This is a genomic window from Paenibacillus sp. 481, assembly GCF_021223605.1.
Lineage (GTDB): Bacteria > Bacillota > Bacilli > Paenibacillales > Paenibacillaceae > Paenibacillus_B.
The window spans coordinates 268,473-293,177 of record NZ_CP075175.1 but is presented as its reverse complement, the minus strand read 5'-3'; the positions used below and the strand labels follow the sequence as shown (position 1 = coordinate 293,177).

16 protein-coding genes are annotated in these 24,705 nt (G+C 44.2%); 12 read left to right on the top strand and 4 right to left on the bottom strand.

The window, feature by feature from the left end:
• The first annotated feature begins 95 nt into the window (after positions 1-95).
• Positions 96-1,844, top strand: a complete 1,749-nt coding sequence (locus tag KIK04_RS01110) for a GAF domain-containing sensor histidine kinase (protein ID WP_232276522.1) — start codon at positions 96-98, stop codon at positions 1,842-1,844.
• Complete coding sequence (locus KIK04_RS01105; protein ID WP_232276521.1) at positions 1,810-2,457, top strand: response regulator; 648 nt, start codon at positions 1,810-1,812, stop codon at positions 2,455-2,457. Before KIK04_RS01110 ends, KIK04_RS01105 begins: the two co-directional genes overlap by 35 nt.
• A 498-nt stretch (positions 2,458-2,955) precedes the next feature.
• On the opposite strand, the gene KIK04_RS01100 is transcribed toward KIK04_RS01105, so the two are convergent.
• Both KIK04_RS01100 and KIK04_RS01095 read right to left on the bottom strand, forming a co-directional pair.
• On the bottom strand, positions 2,956-3,996 hold the full coding sequence (locus KIK04_RS01100) for a FecCD family ABC transporter permease (protein WP_232276520.1): 1,041 nt from the start codon (positions 3,994-3,996) through the stop codon (positions 2,956-2,958).
• Positions 3,989-5,089 (bottom strand): FecCD family ABC transporter permease, encoded by a 1,101-nt coding sequence (locus KIK04_RS01095; RefSeq protein WP_332329990.1) that lies wholly within the window; start codon positions 5,087-5,089, stop codon positions 3,989-3,991. The genes KIK04_RS01100 and KIK04_RS01095 overlap by 8 nt, the downstream gene beginning before the upstream one ends.
• Positions 5,090-5,254: 165 nt before the next feature.
• On the opposite strand from KIK04_RS01095, the gene KIK04_RS01090 reads away from it, so the two are divergent.
• The 4 genes from KIK04_RS01090 to KIK04_RS01075 all read left to right on the top strand — a co-directional run bounded on the left by KIK04_RS01090 (position 5,255) and on the right by KIK04_RS01075 (position 12,747).
• On the top strand, positions 5,255-6,211 hold the full coding sequence (locus tag KIK04_RS01090; RefSeq protein ID WP_232276519.1) for an ABC transporter substrate-binding protein: 957 nt from the start codon (positions 5,255-5,257) through the stop codon (positions 6,209-6,211).
• Between the two features lie 170 nt (positions 6,212-6,381).
• The gene (gene pepF / locus KIK04_RS01085; RefSeq protein ID WP_232276518.1) at positions 6,382-8,181 is read left to right on the top strand and encodes an oligoendopeptidase F; all 1,800 of its coding nucleotides are present in this window, start codon (positions 6,382-6,384) and stop codon (positions 8,179-8,181) included.
• A 202-nt stretch (positions 8,182-8,383) separates the two neighbouring features.
• Positions 8,384-10,429, top strand: coding sequence for a serine hydrolase domain-containing protein (locus KIK04_RS01080; protein ID WP_232276517.1), 2,046 nt, complete (start codon positions 8,384-8,386; stop codon positions 10,427-10,429).
• A 224-nt stretch (positions 10,430-10,653) separates the two neighbouring features.
• On the top strand, positions 10,654-12,747 hold the full coding sequence (locus KIK04_RS01075; protein WP_232276516.1) for a serine hydrolase domain-containing protein: 2,094 nt from the start codon (positions 10,654-10,656) through the stop codon (positions 12,745-12,747).
• 137 nt (positions 12,748-12,884) lie between these two features.
• Here the strand turns inward: KIK04_RS01075 and KIK04_RS01070 are convergent, their stop codons facing one another.
• The gene (locus KIK04_RS01070) at positions 12,885-14,711 is read right to left on the bottom strand and encodes a helix-turn-helix transcriptional regulator (RefSeq protein WP_232276515.1); all 1,827 of its coding nucleotides are present in this window, start codon (positions 14,709-14,711) and stop codon (positions 12,885-12,887) included.
• Positions 14,712-14,909: 198 nt separating this feature from the next.
• Here KIK04_RS01070 and KIK04_RS01065 point away from each other — a divergent pair, with 198 nt between their 5' ends.
• Both KIK04_RS01065 and KIK04_RS01060 read left to right on the top strand, forming a co-directional pair.
• Positions 14,910-16,583 carry a PASTA domain-containing protein gene (locus KIK04_RS01065; RefSeq protein WP_232276514.1) on the top strand — a complete coding sequence of 558 codons (1,674 nt, stop codon included), beginning with the start codon at positions 14,910-14,912 and terminating at the stop codon, positions 16,581-16,583.
• Between the two features lie 143 nt (positions 16,584-16,726).
• Positions 16,727-17,932, top strand: a complete 1,206-nt coding sequence (locus KIK04_RS01060; RefSeq protein ID WP_232276513.1) for a macrolide family glycosyltransferase — start codon at positions 16,727-16,729, stop codon at positions 17,930-17,932.
• A 255-nt stretch (positions 17,933-18,187) separates the two neighbouring features.
• On the opposite strand, the gene KIK04_RS01055 is transcribed toward KIK04_RS01060, so the two are convergent.
• Positions 18,188-19,108 carry a LysR family transcriptional regulator gene (locus KIK04_RS01055; protein WP_232276512.1) on the bottom strand — a complete coding sequence of 307 codons (921 nt, stop codon included), beginning with the start codon at positions 19,106-19,108 and terminating at the stop codon, positions 18,188-18,190.
• Positions 19,109-19,244: 136 nt separating this feature from the next.
• On the opposite strand from KIK04_RS01055, the gene KIK04_RS01050 reads away from it, so the two are divergent.
• The 4 genes from KIK04_RS01050 (at position 19,245) to KIK04_RS01035 (ending at position 24,679) form a co-directional block, all read left to right on the top strand.
• Positions 19,245-20,519 carry an amino acid permease gene (locus tag KIK04_RS01050; protein WP_232276511.1) on the top strand — a complete coding sequence of 425 codons (1,275 nt, stop codon included), beginning with the start codon at positions 19,245-19,247 and terminating at the stop codon, positions 20,517-20,519.
• A gap of 54 nt (positions 20,520-20,573) precedes the next feature.
• Complete coding sequence (locus KIK04_RS01045; protein ID WP_232276510.1) at positions 20,574-21,068, top strand: DinB family protein; 495 nt, start codon at positions 20,574-20,576, stop codon at positions 21,066-21,068.
• 66 nt (positions 21,069-21,134) lie between these two features.
• Entirely contained in the window at positions 21,135-22,196 is a 1,062-nt protein-coding gene (gene hisC / locus KIK04_RS01040; RefSeq protein ID WP_232276509.1) for a histidinol-phosphate transaminase, read from the top strand.
• Between the two features lie 734 nt (positions 22,197-22,930).
• Positions 22,931-24,679: an ABC transporter substrate-binding protein gene (locus tag KIK04_RS01035; RefSeq protein ID WP_232276508.1), complete on the top strand. Its 1,749-nt coding sequence runs from the start codon at positions 22,931-22,933 to the stop codon at positions 24,677-24,679.
• Positions 24,680-24,705: the final 26 nt, after the last annotated feature.

Below are 24,705 nucleotides of genomic sequence, written 5' to 3'. Positions count from 1 at the left end.
GTTCTGCTCTTACTCTACTCGCATAAGTATTGCAAAAAAAGAATAGGTTCCGTAAAGTAGTCATAATAAGATGCAGGAATATATTAGTAATCAACATGCTAAGATCAAACATCACAAGGCTGGGATGCACATTGAGTGAGCAATTTGAAATTGATGAATTACAAGCATTTAAACATATTGCGGAAACGATTAACAAGTCGACAGAACTTGATGAAATGTTGGTCAGCGTACTAAAGACGTTGATCGAGCTGACGGGTTTGCAGGCGGGATGGATCTTTTTAATTGATTCTTATCCACACTTTGAGCTGGCAGCCGACTATGGACTGCCGACCGCGCTGCAGATTGATGAGAAGCAACTGATACGTGTAGGGAATTGCTGGTGTTTGCAGAAGTATTGGAAAGGTGAGCTCACTGATGCTACCAATACAATCAACTGTAAGCGTCTAGACGACGCGCGAACATATTCATGGGGTGATACTGAAGGGATTACGCATCATGCGACCATTCCATTGACGTCAGGTAGTCGCTCGTATGGGCTACTCAATATCGCAGCCCCAGGGAAGCGGAATTTTACCACGAAGGAATTAACGGTGCTAGAATCGATCGCTTATCAGATTGGTGCCGCAATCGAGCGTATCACGTTATTTCGCTGCAGTAAACAGCGCGCCGATCAATTGTACAAGTTAGGTGAATTGACGAAAGCTTTAGGTGGATATGTGGACATTCAGCGCATTCCTGAACTATTAGGGGACTGGATGAATAGTCATTTTCAATGCTCGTTATTCTCTTTTTATATGATGGAAAATGGACAACTTCTAAGGAAAACGGCAATTGAACACGGTCAAGTGTGTTACGAACAGAGGCCGTATTCACCAAATCGTCTGGAGGATGGAATCAGAGCGGCGATGAAGGAAGGAGTATCCCAAATTCGGAAGACTGCGGATAAGGCAGCTTGTCACAAAAATGCGGGAAGAGTGCAGCAGCATATTGGCAAAGGCTGCACCTCGATTTCGGTTCCGATAAATGTGACAGATCGTGTAATAGGGGTGTTACATGTAAGCAGTATGCAAGCGGATCATTTCGTGTCCATTCAAGTCGAGTTGCTGGAGTTGCTCGCGGAGTATATTGCCCTTTCTTATGAAAATGACCGTCTTTATCGCAAGCGGATGAAGCTATTAAAAATGGAGGAGCGCAATCGGTTGGCTCGAGATTTGCACGACTCGGTATCCCAGAAGCTGTTTGCACTGAAGCTTACGGCGAGTGGCATCGAACATTTACTTCCTGATGTATCTGATCACGTGAAACCAGCATTAGCCAATATGCAGGAACTAACTGCGGATGCGTTAGATGAAATGCGATCGTTAATTTGGCAATTGCGCCCTTCTGGCTTAGAGGAAGGCTTATTAACGGGACTTTTTCAGTACGGAAAAAGGCAGGGGCTTGTCGTGCTGACGAGTACAGCGGATACACTATTCGATCTTTCCTGTGGGATGGAAGAGACGTTATTTCGTATCGGGCAGGAGGCGCTGAACAACGTCCGCAAGCATGCGCGTACCACCAGCGTACATATTCGCATCGAAGCATGCCAAGACCGGATACGATTTGAAGTTCGTGATGAAGGTATAGGGATGTCGAAGGCAAAACTTATGAAATTAGGCAGAAGCAGCAAGTATAATGGCATCGGCGTACAATCGATGCAAGAGCGTGCGGAGTTGATTGGTGGAACGCTTATGATACAAAGCGAATACAGAAAAGGCACAACGATTGTCGTTACGCTGCCAAAAGTTATAGTCAGAGAGGAGAATCAAAATGGAAACACCAATAAAGGTTCTGCTCGTGGATGATCATATCGTCGTCATACGTGGATTGCAATTCTTTTTAAATATGCAGTCTACTATTCAAGTTGTTGGTGAAGCGACGAATGGCAGCGAAGCTATCGGTAAAATCGAAGAGCTGCGTCCGGACGTTGTGTTGATGGACTTACAAATGCCAGGAATGAATGGAATTGAGGCTACGCGACACATTCGTCAACAATTCCCGAATACGAAAGTAATCATGTTGACATCATTTTCAGAGCAGGATCAAGTCGTTCCGGCGATCAAAGCGGGTGCGAATGGTTACTTGCTTAAAGATGTACAGCCAGATAAATTAGTAGAAGCGATAATGGGCGTGATGCGCGGACAAGCTGCTCTACATCCAAGCGTGACGGGCCAGCTGATGTCGCATTTAGTAGAGAAGCCGGCTGATCAAGAGATTCGTTTGGATTTGCTTACAGCTCGTGAAACGGAAGTGCTAAGATTCATTGCGCTCGGAAGAAGCAACAAGGAAATTGCCCAAGAGATGACGATTTCAGAGAAAACGGTCAAAACGCATGTCAGCAATTTGTTGAGCAAATTGGGGATGTCTGCCCGTACGCAGGCGGCCATTTATGCTGTAAAGCAAGGCATACTCGAATAACAACGATTATTAACTACATCTTTAGTCGTAGAAAAGTCCAATACTGTATTGGACTTTTTTTGTATGTAAAATTCAATCCAACCGCCGATGTGACAAAATGATGACCGTTTTATAATTTAGTTACAAGCCGAACAGAACAACGAGTCATAAAAATGAAAGCCGCTTTATAACATTACATGATGTCATTATCAGCTTTACAGCCGTTCCAAAGCGCAAGTTACTATCATAAGTTATACGGTGTCGCTCTTGAGAGGAAATGGCTTGTCCAATTCTTATCTAAGATGACACCAAGCTTCAGAAGGAGGACAATAAAGTGAAACAGAAAAAGAGCAATACTCAGGATAAGAGTGGAGTCAATACTGCAATCAATACTGCCAACAATAGTAGTTCACAGCAGATAGACCTTATCTACGTCTCTTATCGATTAGGTTAAGAGAAAGACAACAATCAAGGCAGGCTACCGTAAAGATAGCCTGCCTTGAAATTGTAGCATGTTGTTTATTTATGACGTGACGTATACAACAGATAAAGGAAGAACGGTGCCCCGATGCCAGCTGTAAATATGCCGGCTGGCAAATCGTGTGGCTGGAATATAAGACGTCCAGCCAAGTCGGCCAAGATCATAATAATGCCGCCGAGAAATGCGGACGTAGGCAACAGCATACCGTGCATCGGGCCAACTAGTTTGCGGGCCATATGAGGTGCCATTAAGCCGATAAATGAAATGCCTCCGGCAATACCGACGGCTGCGCCTGATAAGGCTACACAGAAAAGGAGCAGAATGAATCGGCTTTTTTCCACGGGATTTCCTACACCGGTGGCAACAGAGTCGCCTAATGTTTGTACGTTTAAGTGCCTTGCCATAAAGCACGCGACAGGTATTAAAATACAAATCCATGGCGCCATCGCATACATATGATCCAGCGTCGTTCCGTATACAGTACCTGATAGCCAACTGATGACTTGTTCTGCTAAATGAGCGGGTCCATAAACGAGCAAAAACGTCGTTAAGGCGCCCATGCCTGTAGAAATACCGATCCCGACTAATACGAGGCGGTATGGTGAAACGCCCTTTTTCCATGCCAGTACATAATTAAGTGCTGCTGCGATAAAGGCACCACAAATGGCTACAACAGGGAGCCAATTTATGCTGTATTCGCCAGCCGTTAATGTCATAAAGCCGATAGCGCCTACGGATGCTCCACCTGTTACCCCGAGCAATTCTGGTGCTGCCAGCGGATTGCGAATGACACCTTGCAATATCGATCCGGCGACGGCCAGTGCTGCTCCGACGAGAAAAGCAACAATGGTACGCGGCAAGCGCAGCTCCATAATGACGAAGCCATTCATTTCATCCTCTCCACCTAAGAGGATATGAACGACATCGGCTAGTGGAATATGCATCGAACCTACGGAATTACTAATAACGATTAATGCTAATGAACATATCATGAGCGCGATAGCTACGACAACGCCTCGAATGGGTATATGAAACGAGAACGGTAGCTTTTTGCTGCGAACCGTAATGTGTTTACTCATAAGTTCTCCTTCTCGCTATATAAATAAGGAATGGTACCCCGATTAAGGCGGTTGTCATGCCTACTGGTACTTGTTCGGTTAAGACGATGAAGCGTGACAGCGTATCCGCAGCAACAAGGAAAATGCCCCCCATAACTGCGCTATAAGGAATGAGCCAATGATGATCAGTGCCGACTAAATATCGGCATACATGTGGGACCATCAGCCCGATAAAGGCGATAGGACCTGTTAAAGCAACAGAGCCCCCAGCAAGCAGAACGACGACGAGCACGGTAACACTTTTCGCAACAACCGTATTTTGTCCTAGTCCTTTTGCTACATCATCGCTCATTGCCATCACATTTAACGATCTCGGTAGAAACATGACCACGAGCCAACCAAATAGTATGTAAGGAATAATATCAACAAAATGTTTCATCTCACGGCCAGCAATAGAGCCTGTCAGCCAAAATAAAGCGGTATCGAGTGACTCCTCATTTAATAGCATGACTCCAGAAGTGATCGAGGAGGCAAATGCAGAAATCGCTGCGCCAGCAAGCGCTAATTTAATAGTCGAAAATCCACCTTTTCCTACTGAACCTAGCACGAGTACGAAAAAGGCAATAACCGTAGCTCCACCAAACGCGAGCCATACCAATTCGCCGAGACTCATATTTACATTAATAAACATCATGCCGAGTACGACACATAATACAGCCCCCGAATTAATACCAAATATCGATGGGTCGGCAAGCGGGTTTTTCGTCAGCGCTTGCATTAAGGTACCCGCGATGGCGAGACTTGCACCGACCGCAGCCCCGATTAAGGCAGCAGGCACTCTGATGTTTGTAATGATCAGATGTTCATTTGTGCCGTTAGGTATCAGATGAGCATCCCAGACTTGTTGCAAATTAAAGTTATAGTATCCGTACAATACGCTGGCCATCATGCACCCTAGCAGCATGACGAATCCTGCCAACAGTACAACTATTTTTGCACTCCGGCTTTGTAGTAAACAAACCACGACAGTTCCCCTCTCTAGCAGTTCGTTGCAAATATCTATATTGTAAAAATAGGATGAACGGTTGTCAACGCAAATGATAATCGTTGTCATGTATTGCCGAACGATATCGAACTTGAAAAAATATTGGCAAAAATTATATTGACAGATTTCCCCTCGTCGTATTTAATAGTGATTGAGATTGATTATCATTTTCTCATGTGAATATCCACATGTATCCACATGGACACTTTTATACTCTGAGGGGAGAACTGTAAAATGCAACGTAGAAACAAGTTTGTTAAACTAAGCTTACTCCTGATGTGTACAGTTATTGCGCTATTTTCCACAAATATTGGGGGCAACACGAGCGTAGAAGCTGCTGGTGGAGAGCGTGTTGTTAAACATGGAATGGGTCAAACGACAATCAAAGGAACGCCTAAGAGAGTAATCGTGCTGACTAACGAAGGCACAGAAGCAGTATTGGCGATGGGCGTTACGCCAGTAGGCGCTGTTACATCTTGGGAAGGCGACCCTTGGTATCCTCATATCGCAAAAAAAATGAAAGGCGTTAAGCCGCTTGGCGACGAGACGCAACCGAACTTGGAATTGATTTTTGCGTTGAAACCAGATCTTATTATTGGTAACAAAGCGCGTCACGAAAAAATTTACCCGCAATTGTCCAAAATTGCTCCTACTGTTTACGGTCCAGACTTGACAGGTAAATGGAAAGACAATTTCAACGTTTATGCGGATGCATTGAATAAGAAAGCTGAAGGTAAAAAAGCATTGGCTGCTTACGACAAGCATGTTGCAGATGTGAAGAAACAACTGGGCAAAAAAGTAAACAAAAAAGTTTCCATCGCTCGCTTCCAAGCTGCACAAGTTCGTATTTACCAATTGGATACATTCAGTGGTGTTATTTTGAAAGACTTGGGCTTGCAGCGTCCTGCTGCACAGAACAAAAACAGCTTTATTGAAAAGATTACAAAAGAGCGTATGGCTGATCTAGATGGCGACATTATGTTCTACTGGGTAGCTGAAAAGCCAGGTAGCACAGATGCAGCTAACAATGTAAAAGACTGGTTCAATGACCCACTCTTCAAAAACTTGAACGTTGCAAAAACGAAGCAAGTACACAAAATCAGCGAGTCGATCTGGAACTCTGCTGGTGGTATTATGGCAGCTAACTTGATGTTGGACGAGCTTGCTGGATTTTTCAAAAACGTGAAGTAATACAACTAATCTCTCTAAACAGAAAGCTATCCGAAACGTCATCAGGCGTTCGGGTAGCTTTTTTACTAGATTGTATTGTATCCGTTTTCAGTCTTGCCTAAATATGGTACGCTATTCGGGTAGAGGTTCATATTCATATGAAGGCGCGAACTAGAGAGGAGACTAACAAGATGCATAAGAGACTTACGAGAAGTGAAGTGCCAATAGAGGTTACTTGGCAATTAGAAGATATGTTTTCGTCAACAGAGGTATGGGATGCAGAGTTGAAAGCTTTGCTCAAAGATGTACACACGGTAACGCAGTACAAAGGTCAGCTTCATCAAGACTCCGCGACGTTGTTAGCTTGTCTTGAGAAATTAGTTGTTCTGAAGGAGCGCATTAGTAGAGCTGGGGCATATGGGCAATTGCGCTATACGGAAGACAGTACGAGTCCGGTTAATCAAGCGAACCATACTAAGGCGAAAGATGTGTTGGCACAATTAAATGCCGAGCTATCTTTTTTTAAATCCGAATTGTTAGCTTTACCAGCTGGAACGATTGAGCGTTACTTGGACGAGCAGCCAGAGCTGCACGTGTTCGGCAAGTTTTTGCGCGACAATTTGGCGACTAAAGCGCATCAGTTGTCTCCTGAAACAGAAGCGGCATTGGCAGCACTTGGTGGCGTTCTTAATGCACCTTACAGTATTTATTTAAAGGGTAAGCTATCCGATATGACGTTCGCGTCCGTTCAGGATGGAGAAGATAATGTGCGTCCCGTTTCGTTTGCATTGTACGAAGGGAATTATGCGATGTCGTCGGATACGAAGCTTCGTCGCGAAGCGTATCAATCGTTCTCGCAAACGTTGCACGTGTATCAAAATACGTTTGCCGAAACGTATGCAAACGAAGTAAAAAAACAAGTCGTCTTATCTAGACTTCGTAACTACCCGTCTGTAACGGAGATGCTGTTGCAAGATCAAGATGTTACGCTTGACATGTATAACAACATTTTGGATATCATTCAAACAGATTTGGCTCCTCATATGCGCCGCTTAATGAAGCTGAAACAGCGCGTGCTTGGCTTGGAGAAGATGACCTTCAGCGATTTGAAGGCACCGCTCGATCCAGCATACAGCCCGCATGTTAGCTACGAAGAAGCTTGTAGCCTAATTGAAGAAGCGTTGCAAGTGCTCGGTCCGGAATATACGGAAGTTGTGCAGCAGGCGTTTACGCAGCGATGGGTAGATTATGCGGACAATGTCGGTAAATCAACGGGCGCATTTTGCTCTTCGCCTTATGGTTCACATCCGTACATTCTCATTTCGTGGGCGAACAATATGCGTGGTGCTTTTACACTGGCGCACGAAGTAGGTCATGCTGGACATTTCGTACTCGCTCACCGCAATCAAAATGTGTTGAATGCAAGACCTTCGCTGTACTTTATTGAGGCTCCATCGACGATGAACGAAATGCTGCTTGCTCAGCATCTGTTGAATAAGTCGGACAATCCGCGCATGAAGCGTTGGGTCATTTTACAATTGTTGAATACGCACTATCACAACTTTGTCACGCATTTACTAGAAGGTGAGATGCAGCGCAGAGTGTACGATGCAGCGATGAAGGACGAGCCGATTACGGCGAAAAAGTTGTCTGCACTGAAAGGAGACATCTTGTCTTCATTCTGGGGCGATGCCGTCGAGATTGACGAGTATGCAAGTTTAACATGGATGCGTCAACCGCATTATTATATGCAATTATATCCTTATACTTATGCGGCAGGATTGACTGCTTCAACAGCTGCTGCAAGTTTAATTCGTGACCAAGGTCAACCTGCTGTTGACCGCTGGTTAAGCGCCTTAAAAGCAGGCGGAACGTTAAGTCCGCTTGAGCTGATGAAGCTCGCAGGTGTAGATATGGCCACTGAACAGCCGATTAAGGCTGCTGTACAATACGTAGGCTCCTTAGTTGACGAACTAGAGAAGCTGTATTAATAAAAGACTCGAACCTTTTTTCGCATAAAGGTTCGAGTCTTTTTGTATACATATAAAGGAAATAAATGTAATATTGTATTTCGTCATTCATCGACAGGGCAAACGGATTAGTCGTCTTTTTTTGTTTTGTACGCATTTTACTATTCGTTGAAATGAGGGAACGCACATGAGGGACTGTAGGAAGTCTAATCCTTTAAAGAGGGTGGGATTTATACTATTAACAACACTGCTGCTATTTTCACATTCACTGGGTACGCTGCCGATTGCCCATGCTGTAAGTTCGGAACGTGCAAAGGCAATTGAAGCGTCACCTCTCTCCAGTGTAACGAAGCCTGCACACAAGACTACGCATAAGGGGCCGACTGATCCGAAAGAGGTGGAGGCGTTTGCGGATCAATTGTTTAATAGACCCGAGTATAAAAAAGTAGCGGGTGGCGTCATCGTTATCGTCAATGACGGAAAAGTATTATTAAGTAAGGGCTACGGTTATGCCGATGGTGTCAAAAAAGTTCCAATGGACGCCAAACAGACGCTCTTGCATATCGGTTCTACGACAAAAGCACTTACAACTACCGTATTCATGAAGCTTGTGGAACAAGGGAAAGTGGATTTGGATCGCGACATTCATGCGTATATCGACTTTAAAATACCGAACGAAACGAAAGTTCCACTTACGGCAAGACATTTACTGAGTTATTCGTCAGGCTTTGATTTTGCAGACAAAGGAATCTCGAGAGCATTTGAATATGGTGATGCACCCGCTATTTCCTTGGAGCAGTTCGTGAAGCAAAATGTACCAACAGTTGTTCGTACACCAGGCACCAGTTATTCGTACGATAACTATGCTTTTATGCTGCAAGGTTATATCGTCGAAAAACTTACTGGGGTTCCTTTTTATAAATACGGCAATGAACATCTGTTAAAGCCACTGGGCATGACGAGCAGCAGCTTTGCAGAGCTTCCTGATATGCGTGCTAACATTGCAGTAGGCCATTTGAGCGGGAAAAGACTTCAGCCATTTCGCAACAATCCGGTAGACTTACCTACTGGCGGTATGCTTGCAACGGGCGATGATATGGCAAAGTTTATGCTTGCGATATTGCAGAAGGGGGTGTTTGGGAAAGCACGCATTTTAGAAGAGAAGTCTGTTCAACATATGATTACGCCAGCAGTAACGATTCATCCGTTAATAACCAATGCGGGACTTGGCTTTGAATCCTTTTATCATCCCACTCATAATGGGCAGCATGTGATCGGAAAAGGGGGAGATACACCAGGTTTCAGTTCATGGATGTGGCTCGTTCCCGAGCAGAACGCGGGAGCATTTATTATTTTTAATGAGGAAGATGAATCAGGACTGCGCTTGCGTTACACAGCAACAAAAGCGTTTATGGATCATTATTACCCACAGCATAAGCAAGAAACGGTTTATTTGAACCCAACAATGGAGCAATTAAAGCGATATGAAGGGCACTATCGAGATTTGCGTATCGGAGCGTTTCTTACGAATGTAACCGTTACTTTAGATAAGCAATTAAAAGTACAAACGGGAAGCAACATTCGCTTGTTCCGTCAGGTGGACGAGAGTCTGTTTAGTAGTATGGAAGGGGAATGGATCGGATTTAAACAGGCAGCCAATCATACGCTATCTTATTTGTATAATGGAAAGGCAAGTTGGGCCGAAAAAGTAGGGACTAAAGTCGATGTTTTCTCGGATATTGGGGATAAACATCCTTATGCTGGCTATATTTTTGCACTTAGTCGAATAGGGGGAGCACAGCCGAAAGCTGACGGGACGTTTGGTGCTACAGACGTGTTAACGCGTGCTCAATTTGTTCGTATGCTCGCAAAAGCGATAAATGAGGAACCATCCGCTTCTAAAGTAGATATAGAGGATATTAAACATATTCCCGAAGGACCATTTATTCAAAGCTTTATGGATCATGGCATTATTCCACACGTCACTAGCGGCAAATTTGAACCGCATAAGCAAATTACTCGGCAAGAGGCCGCACATATGCTGTATTCACTCCATAAGCTGATCGGCAAAAAGGCTGGGACAGCTAAACTTAGCGGGAACACAGATGATTGGGCGCTGGAAGCGGTGCAAACGTTAGTTGCTGAGAACATCTATGGGCCGGAAGTTAGCATACAGCCAGACGGAGCAGTTGATTTTAAATCCACGCAGCCTCTGCTGCGGCAAGAGGCTGCTGCGCTCATTACACAAAGTTTTGTCCCCATCCATTGAACGTTCATATCTGAACATATCAATAGCTGAAATGACTACCCCAGACAAATTGGCGCGATTGTGTACATGTAAGTCTCGAACCTTTCTTGGCAGATGGTTCGGGGCTTTTTTGTATCCACAGCAAGGCGATAAAATGTCATATGACATTTTATCACTCGTCGATATGACGGTTAGCATGATAACGTTTCAGCGAAGTTAACTATTCGTTGAAATGAGGAATGTACATGATGCACTATCGGAAGTCTAATCCTTTAAAAAAGGGTGGATGTATACTATTAACAACGTTATTGCTACTTACTAATGCTGTGGGGGCACTGCCGATTGCCCATGCTTCCAATTCGGAACGTGTACAGTCAATGGAAACGTTACCTGTTTCTAAAGCTTCTAAAATAACAAAGCCTGCGCAGAAAATCGTGCATAAGGGACCAACTGATCCGAAAGAAGTGGAAGCATTTGCGGATCGATTGTTCAGCAGCCCCGCGTATAAAAAAGTACCCGGTGGTGTCATCGTAATCGTCAATAACGGCAAAGTGGTGTTAAGTAAGGGCTACGGTTATGCCGATACTGCCAAAAAAATACCGATGGATCCTAAGAAGACGCTGTTGTATATCGGTTCTACGACTAAGGCACTCACCACAACCGTATTTATGCAGCTTGTGGAACAAGGGAGAATTGATTTGGATCGCGATATTCATAATTATATCGATTTTAAAATTCCGAACGAAACGAAAGTTCCACTTACGGCAAGGCATTTACTTAGTTATACGTCAGGCTTCGATCATACGGACAAAGGGATCGGTAAAGCATTTGAATATGGCAATGCGCCGTCCATCTCCTTGGAACAGTTCGTGAAGCAGAACGTACCGACAGTTGTTCGTACACCAGGCACCAGCTACGCGTACGATAACTATTCGTTTATGCTGCAAGGTTATATCGTGGAGAAGCTAACAGGTGTTCCTTTTTATAAGTATGGAAATGAACATTTATTAAAGCCGCTAGGCATGACGAGCAGCAGCTTTGCAGAGCTCCCTGGTATGCGTGCCAACGTTGCAGCTAGCTATAGTAATGGAAAAGAGCTTCCGCGATTCCGCAACAATCCGGTTGACTTGCCTACAGGCGGTATGCTCGCAACTGGAGATGATATGGCAAAATACATGATCGCGATGTTACAGGAAGGGAAGCTTGGGAAAGCACGTATATTAAAGGAGAAATCCGTGGAACAAATGCTCAAGCCAGCAGTAGCGATCCATCCTTTAATAACAAATGGCGGATTCGGGTTTGAATCCTTTTTTCACACTAATCATAATGGGCAGCATGTGATCGGAAAAGGAGGGGATACGCCGGGATTCAGTTCATGGATGTGGCTCGTTCCTGAGCAGAACGCAGGAGCATTCATTATTTTTAATGAGAGTGATCCTATGGTGTTGCGTGATACAGCTACGAAAGCGTTTATGGAGCATTATTACCCGCAGCGCAAGCAAGAAACGGTTTATTTGAACCCGACGATGGAGCAATTGAAGCGATACGAAGGGCAATACCGAGATTTGCGCGCCGGATTGGTCCTTACCAACGTCACCGTCACTTCAGATAAACAGTTAAAAGTGCAAACGGGAAATGACATTCAATTGTTCCGCCAGGTAGATGGGAGTCTGTTTACCAGCAAAGAGGGAGAATGGCTCGGATTTAAACAGGAAACAGATAGAACCATATCGTATTTGTATCGTGGAAAAGTAAATCCGGCAAGTTGGGCGCAAAAAGTAACAAACAAAAAGGTAGTTTACACAGATATTGGGGAGAAACATCCTTATGCTAGTTATATTGATGCATTTAGTCGGTTAGGTGGATTACAGCCGAAAAAGGATGGTACGTTTGGGGCTACAGATGTGCTTACGCGCGCGCAGTTTGTTCATATGCTGGCGAAGGCGATTAATTGGGCACCTTCCCACAAGGTGAGTATTACAGATATTAAACATATTCCCGAAGGGCCTTATATTCAGAGTTTAGTCGAAAGTGGTATTATTACGCGAATGAACAATGGTCGATTTGAGCCGAATAAGCAAATCACGCGGCAAGAGGCCGCGCATATGTTGTATACACTTCATAAAATGATTGGAAAAGCGCCTAGAACAGCTAAACTTAGCGGCAAAACAGATGATTGGGCGTTGGAAGCGGTGCAAATGCTAGTGGCAGGGAAAATGCATGGGCCAGAGGTACGTGTACAGCCAGATGGAGCGACTGACTTTAAATCCACGCAGCCTTTGTTACGGCAAGAGGCGGCAGCTCTTATTGTACAAAGCTTTGCTCCGATTTCTAAATGATGATTTGAATCTGAACACGTAACGACTGAAAAGACTGAAAAGACTGAAACGACTCAAAGCGGATACCCCTGTAATATGGTGTACTTTAGGGGGTATCCGCTTATTTAGAAGCCGTTTAGGAACGAATTACGAGCTGTTTAGGAAGTTGAAGAAAGAAGCTGTTCCTGTTCTGCTTTAGTGACAGCTTCCGAGCGATTACGGACGTGCAGCTTCGAATAAATAGATGAAATATAATTGCGCACTGTGCCTTCTGATAAATACAATTTACCCGCGATCATTTTATAGCGGTGCCCTTTTACAAGATGACCGAGAATCTCCAATTCTCGGTCTGTTAATTGATAAGGATTCGTGCCAGCGGGCCTTGAACTCCTATCAGCCAGCTGCTCGGTGAGACCGTTTTCTTTGAATAACTGGTCTGCGATGTCTCTAGAAATGATCGTGCCGCCTCGGTACACTAAGCGCACCGTATGTGCTAATTCTTCAGCTGGAATGGATTTCAGTAAGTATCCTTCTGCACCGATACTCATGGCTTGTTGGGCTAAGGCTGGGTTATCCATTGACGTAATCATAATAATACGTGTCTCTGGAAAACGCTCTTTTATGAAACGTGCAGCCGTAATGCCGTCCATGTCAGGCATGTGTACATCCATCAACACGATATGGGGCTGCTCTTGCTCACAGCGCTCAATAGCTGTCGGGCCGTCATGGGCTGTGAGGATGTTAAAATCTCGCTCAGCTTCCAGTAGGAGCCCTAGGCTCTCACGCATTAGAGGCTGATCATCTACTAGTAATATTTTGATTTCTTGCTTATTTAGATACGTTTGTTGCGGAATCACACATGTAATAATGGTGCCTTCATTTGGTTTACTATCCGTATACAGTTTACCTTGTAAGCTGTATAGCCGCTCTTGCATTGCGGACAGGCCGAAGCCATATTTCATTTCTTCCTGTCCGCTTCCGTTGTCTTGAACTTGTAACAAGAGTTGATTAGGTTCATAGTGCAACAATACGTTCACAGAAGTGGCCTGACCGTGACGAAGTGCATTGGTCAATGCTTCCTGCAAACATCGAGCGAGCGTATGCTTGACTGGATTATATACATCATAAGCCTCACCGATAATACGCAGTGATACTTTTGTCTCTGTATGATCCATAAATTGTTCGGTCAAGTGACGAAGTTGTTCATCTATCGTCGCGTCTTCTTCCGTTGCACGAATCTCATGCACTTGCCTCCGTACGTCTGCCAATCCGGTTCGTGTAAGTCGAACTAGACGTTCTACCTTTTCCTGACTAGCATCTGGCGCTGCTGTTGCTTTAATCGTTTCTAACCCCATGATAATGGAAGTAAACGTATGTCCAATCGTATCGTGGAGTTCTTTGGCCATGCGATTCCGTTCTTCCAAGACGACTAAGCGCTCAACTTGCGAAGAATATTGCTGTAAAATGGTATATTGCTCATTAATAATTTGAAGTTTCTGTTGTTTCTCTTCATTAGAGTGACGTAATGCACTAATTGCAAATCCGAGTGCGTATACGCACATCGTATTAAAAATACCGAGAAAAGTATGTACAGCGGGCTGCGAGTCTAATATTAAAAATTCAACGAATGGAAGTATGATTGTAGTAAGCGGCGCCACAATGAAATGTAGAGACTTCCGGTTAACATAATATCCGAGTGAAAGATTAATAGCAGTTAGCCAAAGTGGTGCCCCAAACTCATATGTCATAAATAAAGATACAATTCCGCTAACGAGCAATTCCGTAATGATATATTTTTCAACACCAAAGGCAACTAATGCAAAGAGGGGGATGAAAAATACGCTAATAATGCTTCCATAAGTAATCCAATTTATTTCGATTTGCTTATCAAAGTGTATATGTCCGAGAAAAGCACATACTGCTAGAAATCTAAAACTAAGCTGAATCCAGTCGAATTTGGACCAACTCTTTAAATAGGTGAACATAAACAACCCCCTGATATGTATTAAGCCTATTGTAACTGGTAATCGTTGTAATGAAAAGGAGTGAACTCCTTATATGTTTTTTGCGAGAATAGACTAATTTCGACATAAATTGATACCCTTTTCACGCGCTACCTTTGCAAAATAGGTGAATTTCCGGCATAATGACAGCATGAGTGTTCATGGAGAGGGAGAGATTTAATGCTCGCGAATATCGGAGATCGTTATGAAATCGTGAATGAACTTCATTCATTAGCCGAAGGAACTTTATATTTAGCCAAGGACGTGTCCTTGCAGCGTGATGTGTTTGTATACGTAATGGAAAAAGAGGGTGTACATAGCTCCGATGCGTTTAAGCATGCGTTTGCGCAAGTATCCCATTTTGCGAATCAACGCTTTTTTCATATATTAAATGCAGGCACAACAGCACAGGTGGCCTATGTCGTGTTCACGGCGTACTCAGGCATGCCATTATCCGAATATTTGTTACAACGTAAATTGAACGCCTCTGAAATGCTGACCATGCTATTTGACTTGGGCATTAGTATGCAAGATGCGATGGAAGCTAAAGTAAGTGGATTTTCGGTCGCTTCCAACAATTTGTGGATCACAGGCGACAATCACTTGTTAATTGTTGACTACTGGTCTTCCGCAACTGCGGATGAGCAAGGGGCCAAAGGAATTAGCCGACTATTGTACCAGCTTGCTACAAGACAGACTAGAGTTCCTGCTTCGCTCGACCTATTTATGGAGCGTTTGTCGTATGAACTGGATGATCTTCCTATGGATCAAAAGGAGCCCTTGCTGCAAGTAGCACGACGCGGCTACACAGGGGAATGTTCCTTGTTCGCTTTCATGCTTTCGCTGCGCGAAATTTTGGAACGTTCTGTACGTGGTGGCGGAGAAGTTGCACGGTCAAGTGCTGATGCAGGTACACCGATACATACAAGTACGAGTGCTGAACCGATGAATAGCGCTACACAGCAACCAGTTATCAATAAGCCAGTATCGAAGTCTGCATCGAAGCCTGTATCGAGGCCTTTGGAGGTAGAAGATACAGTAGATGACGAACCAGACGAACCGCAAGCGGCTGGGCGAAATCATAAACTGTGGATGATTGGCTCTGTTGCGGGGCTGTTTGCTGTAATCATTGCGGGCTTTATGTGGGCAGGTGCTTCTTCTTCGACGAAAGAAGCTACGTCGATGCCGACTGAACAATCAGTTGCTGGGGCAGAAAATAGTGCAAACAGTGAAGCGCAGCAAAATAATGAAAGTAATTCAGCTGAATCAACGTCCGGTCAAGGAGAGGGCGGCAGTGAGCCAAGTGAGCCTTCATCGGAAGTAGGGCAGGATCAAGGCTCTAATGAAACAGGTGACCAGCACTCACGTGAACCTGAGAGGCAGACTGAATCTGACAATCGAAATGAGTCAGAGCAACCGAACTCTAGCGGTGAGCAAAGTAGCGGCAATGGCAGTAGCACGGAAACGGACAGAACGCCAGTTCCTGGACGACCAGGTGCAGTGGACGACAATGCGCCAATCGAGTCTACTGACCCAACTGATCCAACAGATGCAACAGATCCAACGTCAACTCTAGATCCGAACGGCACAGACCCGACGACATCTGTTCCAGATACGCCTAGTGAACAAGGTGGAACTACCGCAACGAATGAAGTTGTGATGCCCAACTTAGTTGGACTTACACGCGATGAGGCAGAGAAACAAATTCGTGCCGCAGGCTTAAAATATGATTTTGAAATTAAGAACAGCGATGAGCAGCCAGCAGGTATGGTGTATCAGCAAGAACCAGCAGTCGATACAGCATTGAAAAAAGGTCAGAGAATTAAATTTTACGTGTCTCGCGAAAAAAAATAGCGAAGTAGAAAGAAGAAGTCGAGTCTCAAATGAGACCTCGGCTTCTTTTTTCGTGATATTTATGCAATTTTTAATTTGTTAAAAGTAATCTGTTATGCTATTATTTTCTATGGAATGAATTCTCATAATTGGAGGCGAAGAAGATGGCTCGTATTTTGTTTGTCAATATTCCTGCTGAAGGACACATTAATCCAACACTTGGGTTAGTCAAACAATTAGTAGACAACGGTGAGGAAGTTGTGTACCTTTGCACAGAGGAATACCGCTCTAAAATTGAACAGACAGGAGCACAATTTGTAGCTTATCCCTTTTCGTTTGATTCGAGTTTTGATCCAGCTGAGAGGAAGCATCCATACGAGTTTCCGAATATGGTGTTGCGCGGACTTGTCCGGCAGATCGTTCCTGAGGTACTCACGATCGCGAAAGCTAGTGAGTATGATTATGTAATCTATGACTCTTTAATGTGTTGGGGAGGTTCAATTCTTTCCGATAAACTAGGTATTCCTGTTGTCTCCTCCATTACTTCCTTTGCATTCACAGATCCTTTAACTGACATACAAACAGATGATTTCCCATCTAATGACGAAGCATACGCACAGCAGCTTTATGATGGCATCGTGGAACTGGCGTACCAGCTATCTCAGCAATTTGACGTTCCTACTCCTACGTTATCTGATATTACTGCACAATATGGAACGATGAAGCTCGTTTACACAAGTCGTTATTTCCAACCTCAAGTTGATCGATTAGATGACAGTTATATTTTTACGGGTTCGTCTATCGTGCCGCGTCATGATGCACCACCTTTTCCGTTTGAGCAGCTTCAAGCTCATGACCAACCAATTGTATACATTTCTATGGGCACTATTTTAAATAGAGATTTGAAGTTTTATGAACTTTGCTTTGCAGCATTACGGGATGTGCCCGTTCAAGTTGTGCTTTCCTCCGGTAAATATACGGATATGGAGCCTTTGGCGGATTGTATTCCTGACAATTTTACGATTGCGCCCTATGTTCCGCAGCTAGAAATGCTGCAACGAGCTGACGCCTTTGTTACGCATGCTGGAATGAACAGTACAAGCGAAGCCATGTACTACAGTGTCCCATTAGTGATGATTCCATTAACATCGGATCAGCCAGCCGTAGCGCATCGTGTGCAAGAGCTAGGTGCCGGTATTTCGCTGAATAGCAAGGAATTGACGCCGGAGATGTTGCGTGATGCCGTATTGCAAGTATTGAATGATCCCGCTTATAAGGAGCAAGCTCATGTGATTGGAGAGTCGTTGAAACACGCAGGCGGATACAAAAATGCTGCAGATGCGCTGTTGAGCTGTTTCGCAAAGGCTTAACGCAATTAGTCGGCGTCCGCGTGGCGAACGCAACATGTTCGTTGGTTGCTGCTTCGCCTCTTGTGTGAACTTTGACCATAGTGGCGGTTATGAAACGGCATCTCATAGGTATAGGGTGAGATGGTCGGTCGATGTGTAGATGGAAGTCGTATCACGGAGCCGCAGCTCGGGTATTTCCGAGCTGCGGCTTTTTCAATAGGGTAAGGGTGTTACCTAGATAGTTAGATAGATAGTTAGATAAGTCAATACATAATCTCATAATCGCTCATTATCATTTCGCGTAGTGCCAAAGTACTCCATGGTCATATCCATAAACCGAGCAAGCGTGGGCGACAACCATTTGTCTTTATGCCTTAACACTTGAATCGTAATTGGAAAGTCAGGGCCTACCCAATTCAGTGTTTTTAAGAGGCCTTCGTTAAGCTGGGTTGCCACACTCATTTGCGGGAGCAAGGTAATTCCCAGTCCAGCTATCGCACACTGCTTAATCGTTTCGATGCTAAAAAATTCAAGATTGGTGCAGCTTTTTACGTTTGCGGCATGCAAAGCCTGCTCTAGCATGATGCGATAGCTACAGCCAGCTTCCGTTGTAAGTAATGTCTCGTTAAGAAAATCGCTTGGTGCCACTCGCGCTTGCTGTGTAAGACGATGCTCCGGATGGACGACTAGCATCATTTGAATCTGCTCGATCGTTGTCTCGATCAAGGGCCCAACTGGATCGGTCTCAGTAGGGGACTCCATCGTAAAGGCGATGTCTAGAACACCTTCTTGTAGCATTCGGCGCAAATCGGGACAGATTCCGGTGCGAAACACAATTTGGACGCTTGGGTACCGTTCACGAAACATTTTTAAGAGCGGTGGAAGTCGGTATGTGCATAAGCTCTCCGGTGCACCAATTGTCAGGATGCCTGTCGGCTCTGTCTCGCCAGGCACATAAGCATAAGCCTCATCAGCAAGCCGTAACATGTTGTCTGCATAAGGCAGCAACCGCTGGCCGGCTTCAGTTAATAGGATGCGTTTGCCTAACCGCTCAAATAGCGGCGTCGCAAAGTGCTGTTCCAAGGCTTGAATTTGAGCGGTGACACTGGACTGAGCATAATTTAATCGTTCCGCCGCACGTGTAAAGCTTAGCTCTTTAGCAACGGCTTGGAACGTCTGCAATTGTTTGAGTTCCACCTTGTATCTCCTTTCAAACTACGTATCGGTTTTATCGATAGTTATATTCTTTTTTATCGTATGACACGATTATAACATTCGTGTACGCTAAATGAAGGTTATTTTTTACTACGGTATGAAGGAGTGATTGACTACAATGGAAGAACAACAATTGAAGCGTTCGATCGGCTGGGCCCAAGGGACAGCGATGTCAGTAGGCGCTGTATTAGGCTCGGGTATTTTAATTCTTCCGGCGATTACAGCGCAAGTAGCTGGTCCTGCTTCCTTAATAGCGTGGATAGTGATGGCAATCTTAGCGTTTCCATTTGCCCTAACGTTAGGGCGCTTAGCAACGCTTATTCCGAATGCAGGAGGTATTGCTGCTTACGCGCGTGCCGCCTATGGACCGATGGCAGGAAAAGCAGTAGGGTGGTTGTTTCTGGGGACCATTCCGATTGGAGCTCCAGTCGTGGCGCTCGTGGGTGCCAATTATGCAGGTACACTCTTTCAGCTGTCTCCTTGGGAAACGACCGGAGTAGCTGCGCTAATGTTAGCTGTATCGCTACTCTTAAATGCAAAAGGGATTCATTTTTCAGCTTCGATTCAAGTTATTATCGTAATTGTTATTGCGCTGTTAATCTTAGCGGCGATTATTGCAGCATTCCCCTTTGTGCGGCAGCAGTCGTTTACGCCATTTGTGCCCAACGGCTGGCTTTCGGTTGGCACATCTGCGCTACTCATTTTTTGGTGCTTCGTAGGTTGGGAAATGGTCACTCACTTAGCAGAAGAATTTCGAAATCCGAAGCGGGATATTGCCCTCAGTCTGCTGTTAGCTGCGGCAATCGTAGGCTTACTATATGTCGCTTTAGCCTTCGTTACAGTTGGAACGAAGGCATACGGAGCGAACGTGGGCGTTGCGCCGCTAAGTACGTTGGTAGGCATCGCATTTGGCCCAATCGCATCGAATTTCACAGCATTGTTGGCGATACTCGTGTCGTTTGCAGGGCTGCATACGAATATCGCTGGCTTTACACGCATGGTGTACGCACAAGCACGTGAAGGGGATTTTCCTAGCGTATTTGCGAGGTTGCATCCTACTAACCACACTCCGATTGTAGCGATATACAGCTTAGCTGTTATTTTTACGGCGATGTTAGCGCTCAATGGCTGGTTGGTGTTAGATCTGGAACAATGGATGAAGTGGCCGAGCGTCGTCTTTTTAACCCTATATATGGTTGCGATGTTGTCTGCGATTCCATTGCTTCCAAAAGGTGATGCGGGAAGATGGCTGGCGTTCATTGGTTTAGTCGTTTGTGTCGTATTGTATCCGTTCAGCGGTTGGGCGTGTCTGTATTCGCCATTGCTTGTAGGCGTTGGTTGGGCGAGTGCAAGAATTAGGCTTGCGCGTAAGGAATTGAAATCTACTTATTGATCGTCGGGCGCTCGCAAGATACACTAGGATCATCCTAAATATTGGAGGGCGCCTATGAGCAACGGTAAAAAAGAATTGCTGCTGGATCAGTTAGCTACTTGTCAAGATGATGAAAGTTGGTTTATGCCTTTAAGCCGTGCAGTGCAAGATTTATCGGTTGAGCAGGCGATTTGGCACGAGGGACGTTCCAGTCATTCGATATGGCAGCTTGTTCATCATCTCTATGTTTGGAACTCGGTGTGGCTGGAGCGTTTTCGGGTTAACGAAGTCGTAAGTACGGGTTATCGCAACGAGGAGACATTTGACGTCAAGGACATTTCTGAGGAGGCATGGCAAGCTGCCGTCAGCAAGTTGAATGACTGTCTCAGCGAGTGGAGAAGCGAGCTTGCAGCGCATGAGGAATCAAAGTTGGATGAAACGATTGATTGCTATGGTGAACTCGTTCCTTGGTGGCAATGTATTTCTAATCTATGTACGCATAACGTCTACCATATTGGGCAGATTATTCAGCTTAGAAAACAGCAAGGTAGTTGGAATGCACCATCATAAGGCAGGACGTCAGTTCATTCGATGATTTTCATTATATAGATGAAAATGGATAGGGAGTGCAGGTGTATGAGTAAATACTGGAGCGAACTAGCTAGTTCACTAACCCCTTATATTCCAGGTGAGCAGCCGCAGGATAAGAAGGTTATCAAGCTAAATACGAATGAAAATCCCTACCCTCCATCCAGTCATGTTCTGGATGCCATAAAAGCGGCGAGTGATAGCGATTTGCGCTTATATCCCGATCCGAATTGTACTACATTGCGACAGACGATTGCTGCTTATCATGGACTGCGTGAGCAGCAAGTTTTTGTCGGTAATGGATCAGATGAAATATTAGCACTCGCGTTTGCTGCTTTGTTCAAGTCCACAAGCCCGATTTCTTTTCCGGATATCACGTACAGTTTTTATAAAGTGTATGCACAGCTGTATAACTTGCGTTATGAGCTCATCCCGTTAGACGATGAGTTCAATATCCCGTTAGACCAGATTCATCGTCCAAATGGCGGCATCATAATTCCGAATCCAAATGCTCCGACTGGGAAGGGGATTGCTGTGGGCCGGATTGAACAGTTAGTAGCCGAACATCGAGAACAAGTCGTCATTATTGACGAAGCGTACATCGATTTTGGTGGTGAGTCAGCTGTTCAATTAATTAAACGTTATCCAAATGTGCTGGTTGTACACACGCTTTCGAAATCTCGCTCCTTGGCAGGGTTGCGTGTTGGTGTAGCACTCGGGCATGAGGAGCTTATTGAAGGGCTGAATAGAGTCAAGAATTCATTTAACTCGTACACCCTCGACCGGTTAGCAATTGCAGGAGCAGTGGCAGCGTATCAGGACGAAGCTCATTTTATACATCATATTCAAAAGGTAATCCATACACGTGAACGCACGGTTGCACAGCTGCGCACACTCGGCTTCAAAGTTATTGATTCACAAGCGAACTTTGTATGTATGACACACGTAGAGTTTGAGGCTGAAACGTTATACCTTGCTTTACGAGAGCGAGGTATATTAGTTAGACATTTTAATGAGTCACGTATACATAACTATTTGCGCGTGAGTATAGGTACAGATTCAGAAATGGATAGCTTTATTGAAGCGCTGACGCAGCTTTTACGTGTATGAGAGCGGCAATAAGTTAACCTAAAATAGGTCGATTAAGTGTTTATTTTAATTCTATATCTAAACAATAAACACTTAGAGGTCTTCCTTCTATGCCAGCATCTGCACCTTACAATTCGGTGTTTCATCATACACTGAAAGTGGGGCAGCGCCTCATAATCATGCCAACACAATATCGTACCTACACCTGTTAAGCTCATTAAAAAGATCGCACCGTTTGCCTACTCTTATAAGCTATATTCTCCGAATTTTTTGATGAAAACAATTAATTGCCTCGGGATGTATATGGTAGTCATGTTTCTATATGATGTCTGAATAGAATGGAATATAGCATGTTTCACATGAACGCTCAAATGATACGATTCAGGTTCTGCATATGCACGTAAACCATCGTATATATAGTTAGATATTATAATAATTCCGATATTCAGAGTAACTCAATATTTGTGAGCGCTTACTTTGGGGGAATCTTGTTTGTTTATTCAATTTCATGTATATATAACCTAAACTTCAAAGTGTTACTGTGCTAAAACTTTTTTTGTGAAACAGTATTTACAAATTAAAATTGCTCAAGTACATTAGTTGTTAACCAACATCTTCGAACCTAACATAAATTCTATCAACGTATGTAAGCTTTAACGCGTCACTTACATTTGTTTAATCATTTTCTAAACATAGATGATTAAAAGCAAGGCTCAACGTTTTGCAACTAACATGAATTTTAGGGGGAGAAGACAATGAAGAAAAGACTAACACTTCTCATTAGCATCACGCTGCTCATGTCTTTAATTGTATCGGCATGTGGTGGTGGCGGAGCACCGAAAGAAGCGGCTCCGAAGACTGAAACGAAAACAGAGCAAGGAGCGAACGATGCAGCTAAGACACCTGAGCAACAAGGTGAGCTTTTGACCGAGGGTGTATTCGCAGCAGCAGACAAAAGTAAGTCCCCAGCAGTAGCAGCCAACCGTAAAGATACCGTTATTATCGGTATGACGGCACCGGCCGGTGTTTTTAATCCTTTATTTGCAGAATCAGCTTACGATAAATACATCACACAAACCATTTTTGAACCATTAATGAAATTTAAAAAAGACGGGACCTTTACTGAAGGTCTAGCACAAAGTTATGCACTTTCAGATGACAAGCTGAAGCACACTATCAAGTTGAAAGAAGGCTTGAAGTTTAGCGATGGCACAGATTTAACTGCTGAGGATGTTGCTTACTCCTTGACAATCATTCACGATAAAGGGTACGACGGCCCGACTGACGCACTGACAGTTGCCAAGATTAAAGGCGGTAAAGAATACAAAGAAGGTAAAGCTAAATCGGTTGAAGGTATCAAAGTGATCGATCCACTTACTGTCGAAGTAACGACAGCTGAAGTAACTGCACTTGCATATGCATTCATTGCTGAAACGTATGTAATGCCAAAAGGATACTATGGCAAAGCTGATTTTGGAAAAATGAAAGAAATGTTCACTACTCCAATTGGTGCGGGTGCGTACAAACTGACTAAGTTTGTTCCAGGTCAAGAAGCCCAATTTGTAGCAAATGAGCATTTCCACTTAGGGAAGCCTCCAATTCAAAAATTGATTTATAAGTTTACTACGGATGAGACTAATATCCAGTTGTTGCAAACTGGTGAAACAGATATGGACTTCATCAGTGTTAACCAAGACAGTGTAGCGCAATTGAAAGATCTTGGTTTTGCTGATGTGACGATGTACCCGACTAACGGCTATGGCTATATTGGCTTTAACCATGCTTTAGATAAATTCAAAGACAAGCGCGTACGTCAAGCTTTGACCTACGGTCTAAATCGTCAAGAAATTGTTGACGCTGTATACTCAGGTTATGCGGATGTTATTAATATCCCGCAATCGAAGCTTTCGTGGGCTTACACAGACGAAGTAAATCCTTACGCATATGATTTAACAAAAGCGAAGCAATTACTGGATGAAGCTGGCTGGAAAGTAGGCGCAGACGGAATCCGTGAGAAGGATGGCCAGAAATTCAAAATTAATTTCGTGGCGACAACACCTAACCCAGTAAATGAAGCGATTATTCCAGTTGCACAAGCAAACTATAAAGAGCTCGGCATTGACTTTGTACCTGAACAGTTGGACTTTAATGCAGTATTGGAAGCACGTAAAAAAGGCGATTTTGACATGGTATTCTTAGCTTGGGGCTTAGATCCAGACCCACAAACAGGTCAAAATACGTTCAAGACAACTGGCTACCAGAACGATTATAAGTACTCCAACAAGAAGGTAGACGAATTGTACGAAAAAGCAGACAAAGAGCTTGATATTGAAAAACGTAAGGCAATCTATAAAGAGTTGTACAAAGAAATAAATGAAGATTTGCCGTACATGTTCTTGTATCAGCGCCGTGATATGTGGGGAACGAATGCCCGTATCCAAGGATTCGATATGTCTCCTTACCGTGACTTCACGAATGATGTAGGCGGTATTAAAATCAATTAATTCATCGTTGTACGCTACACAACATG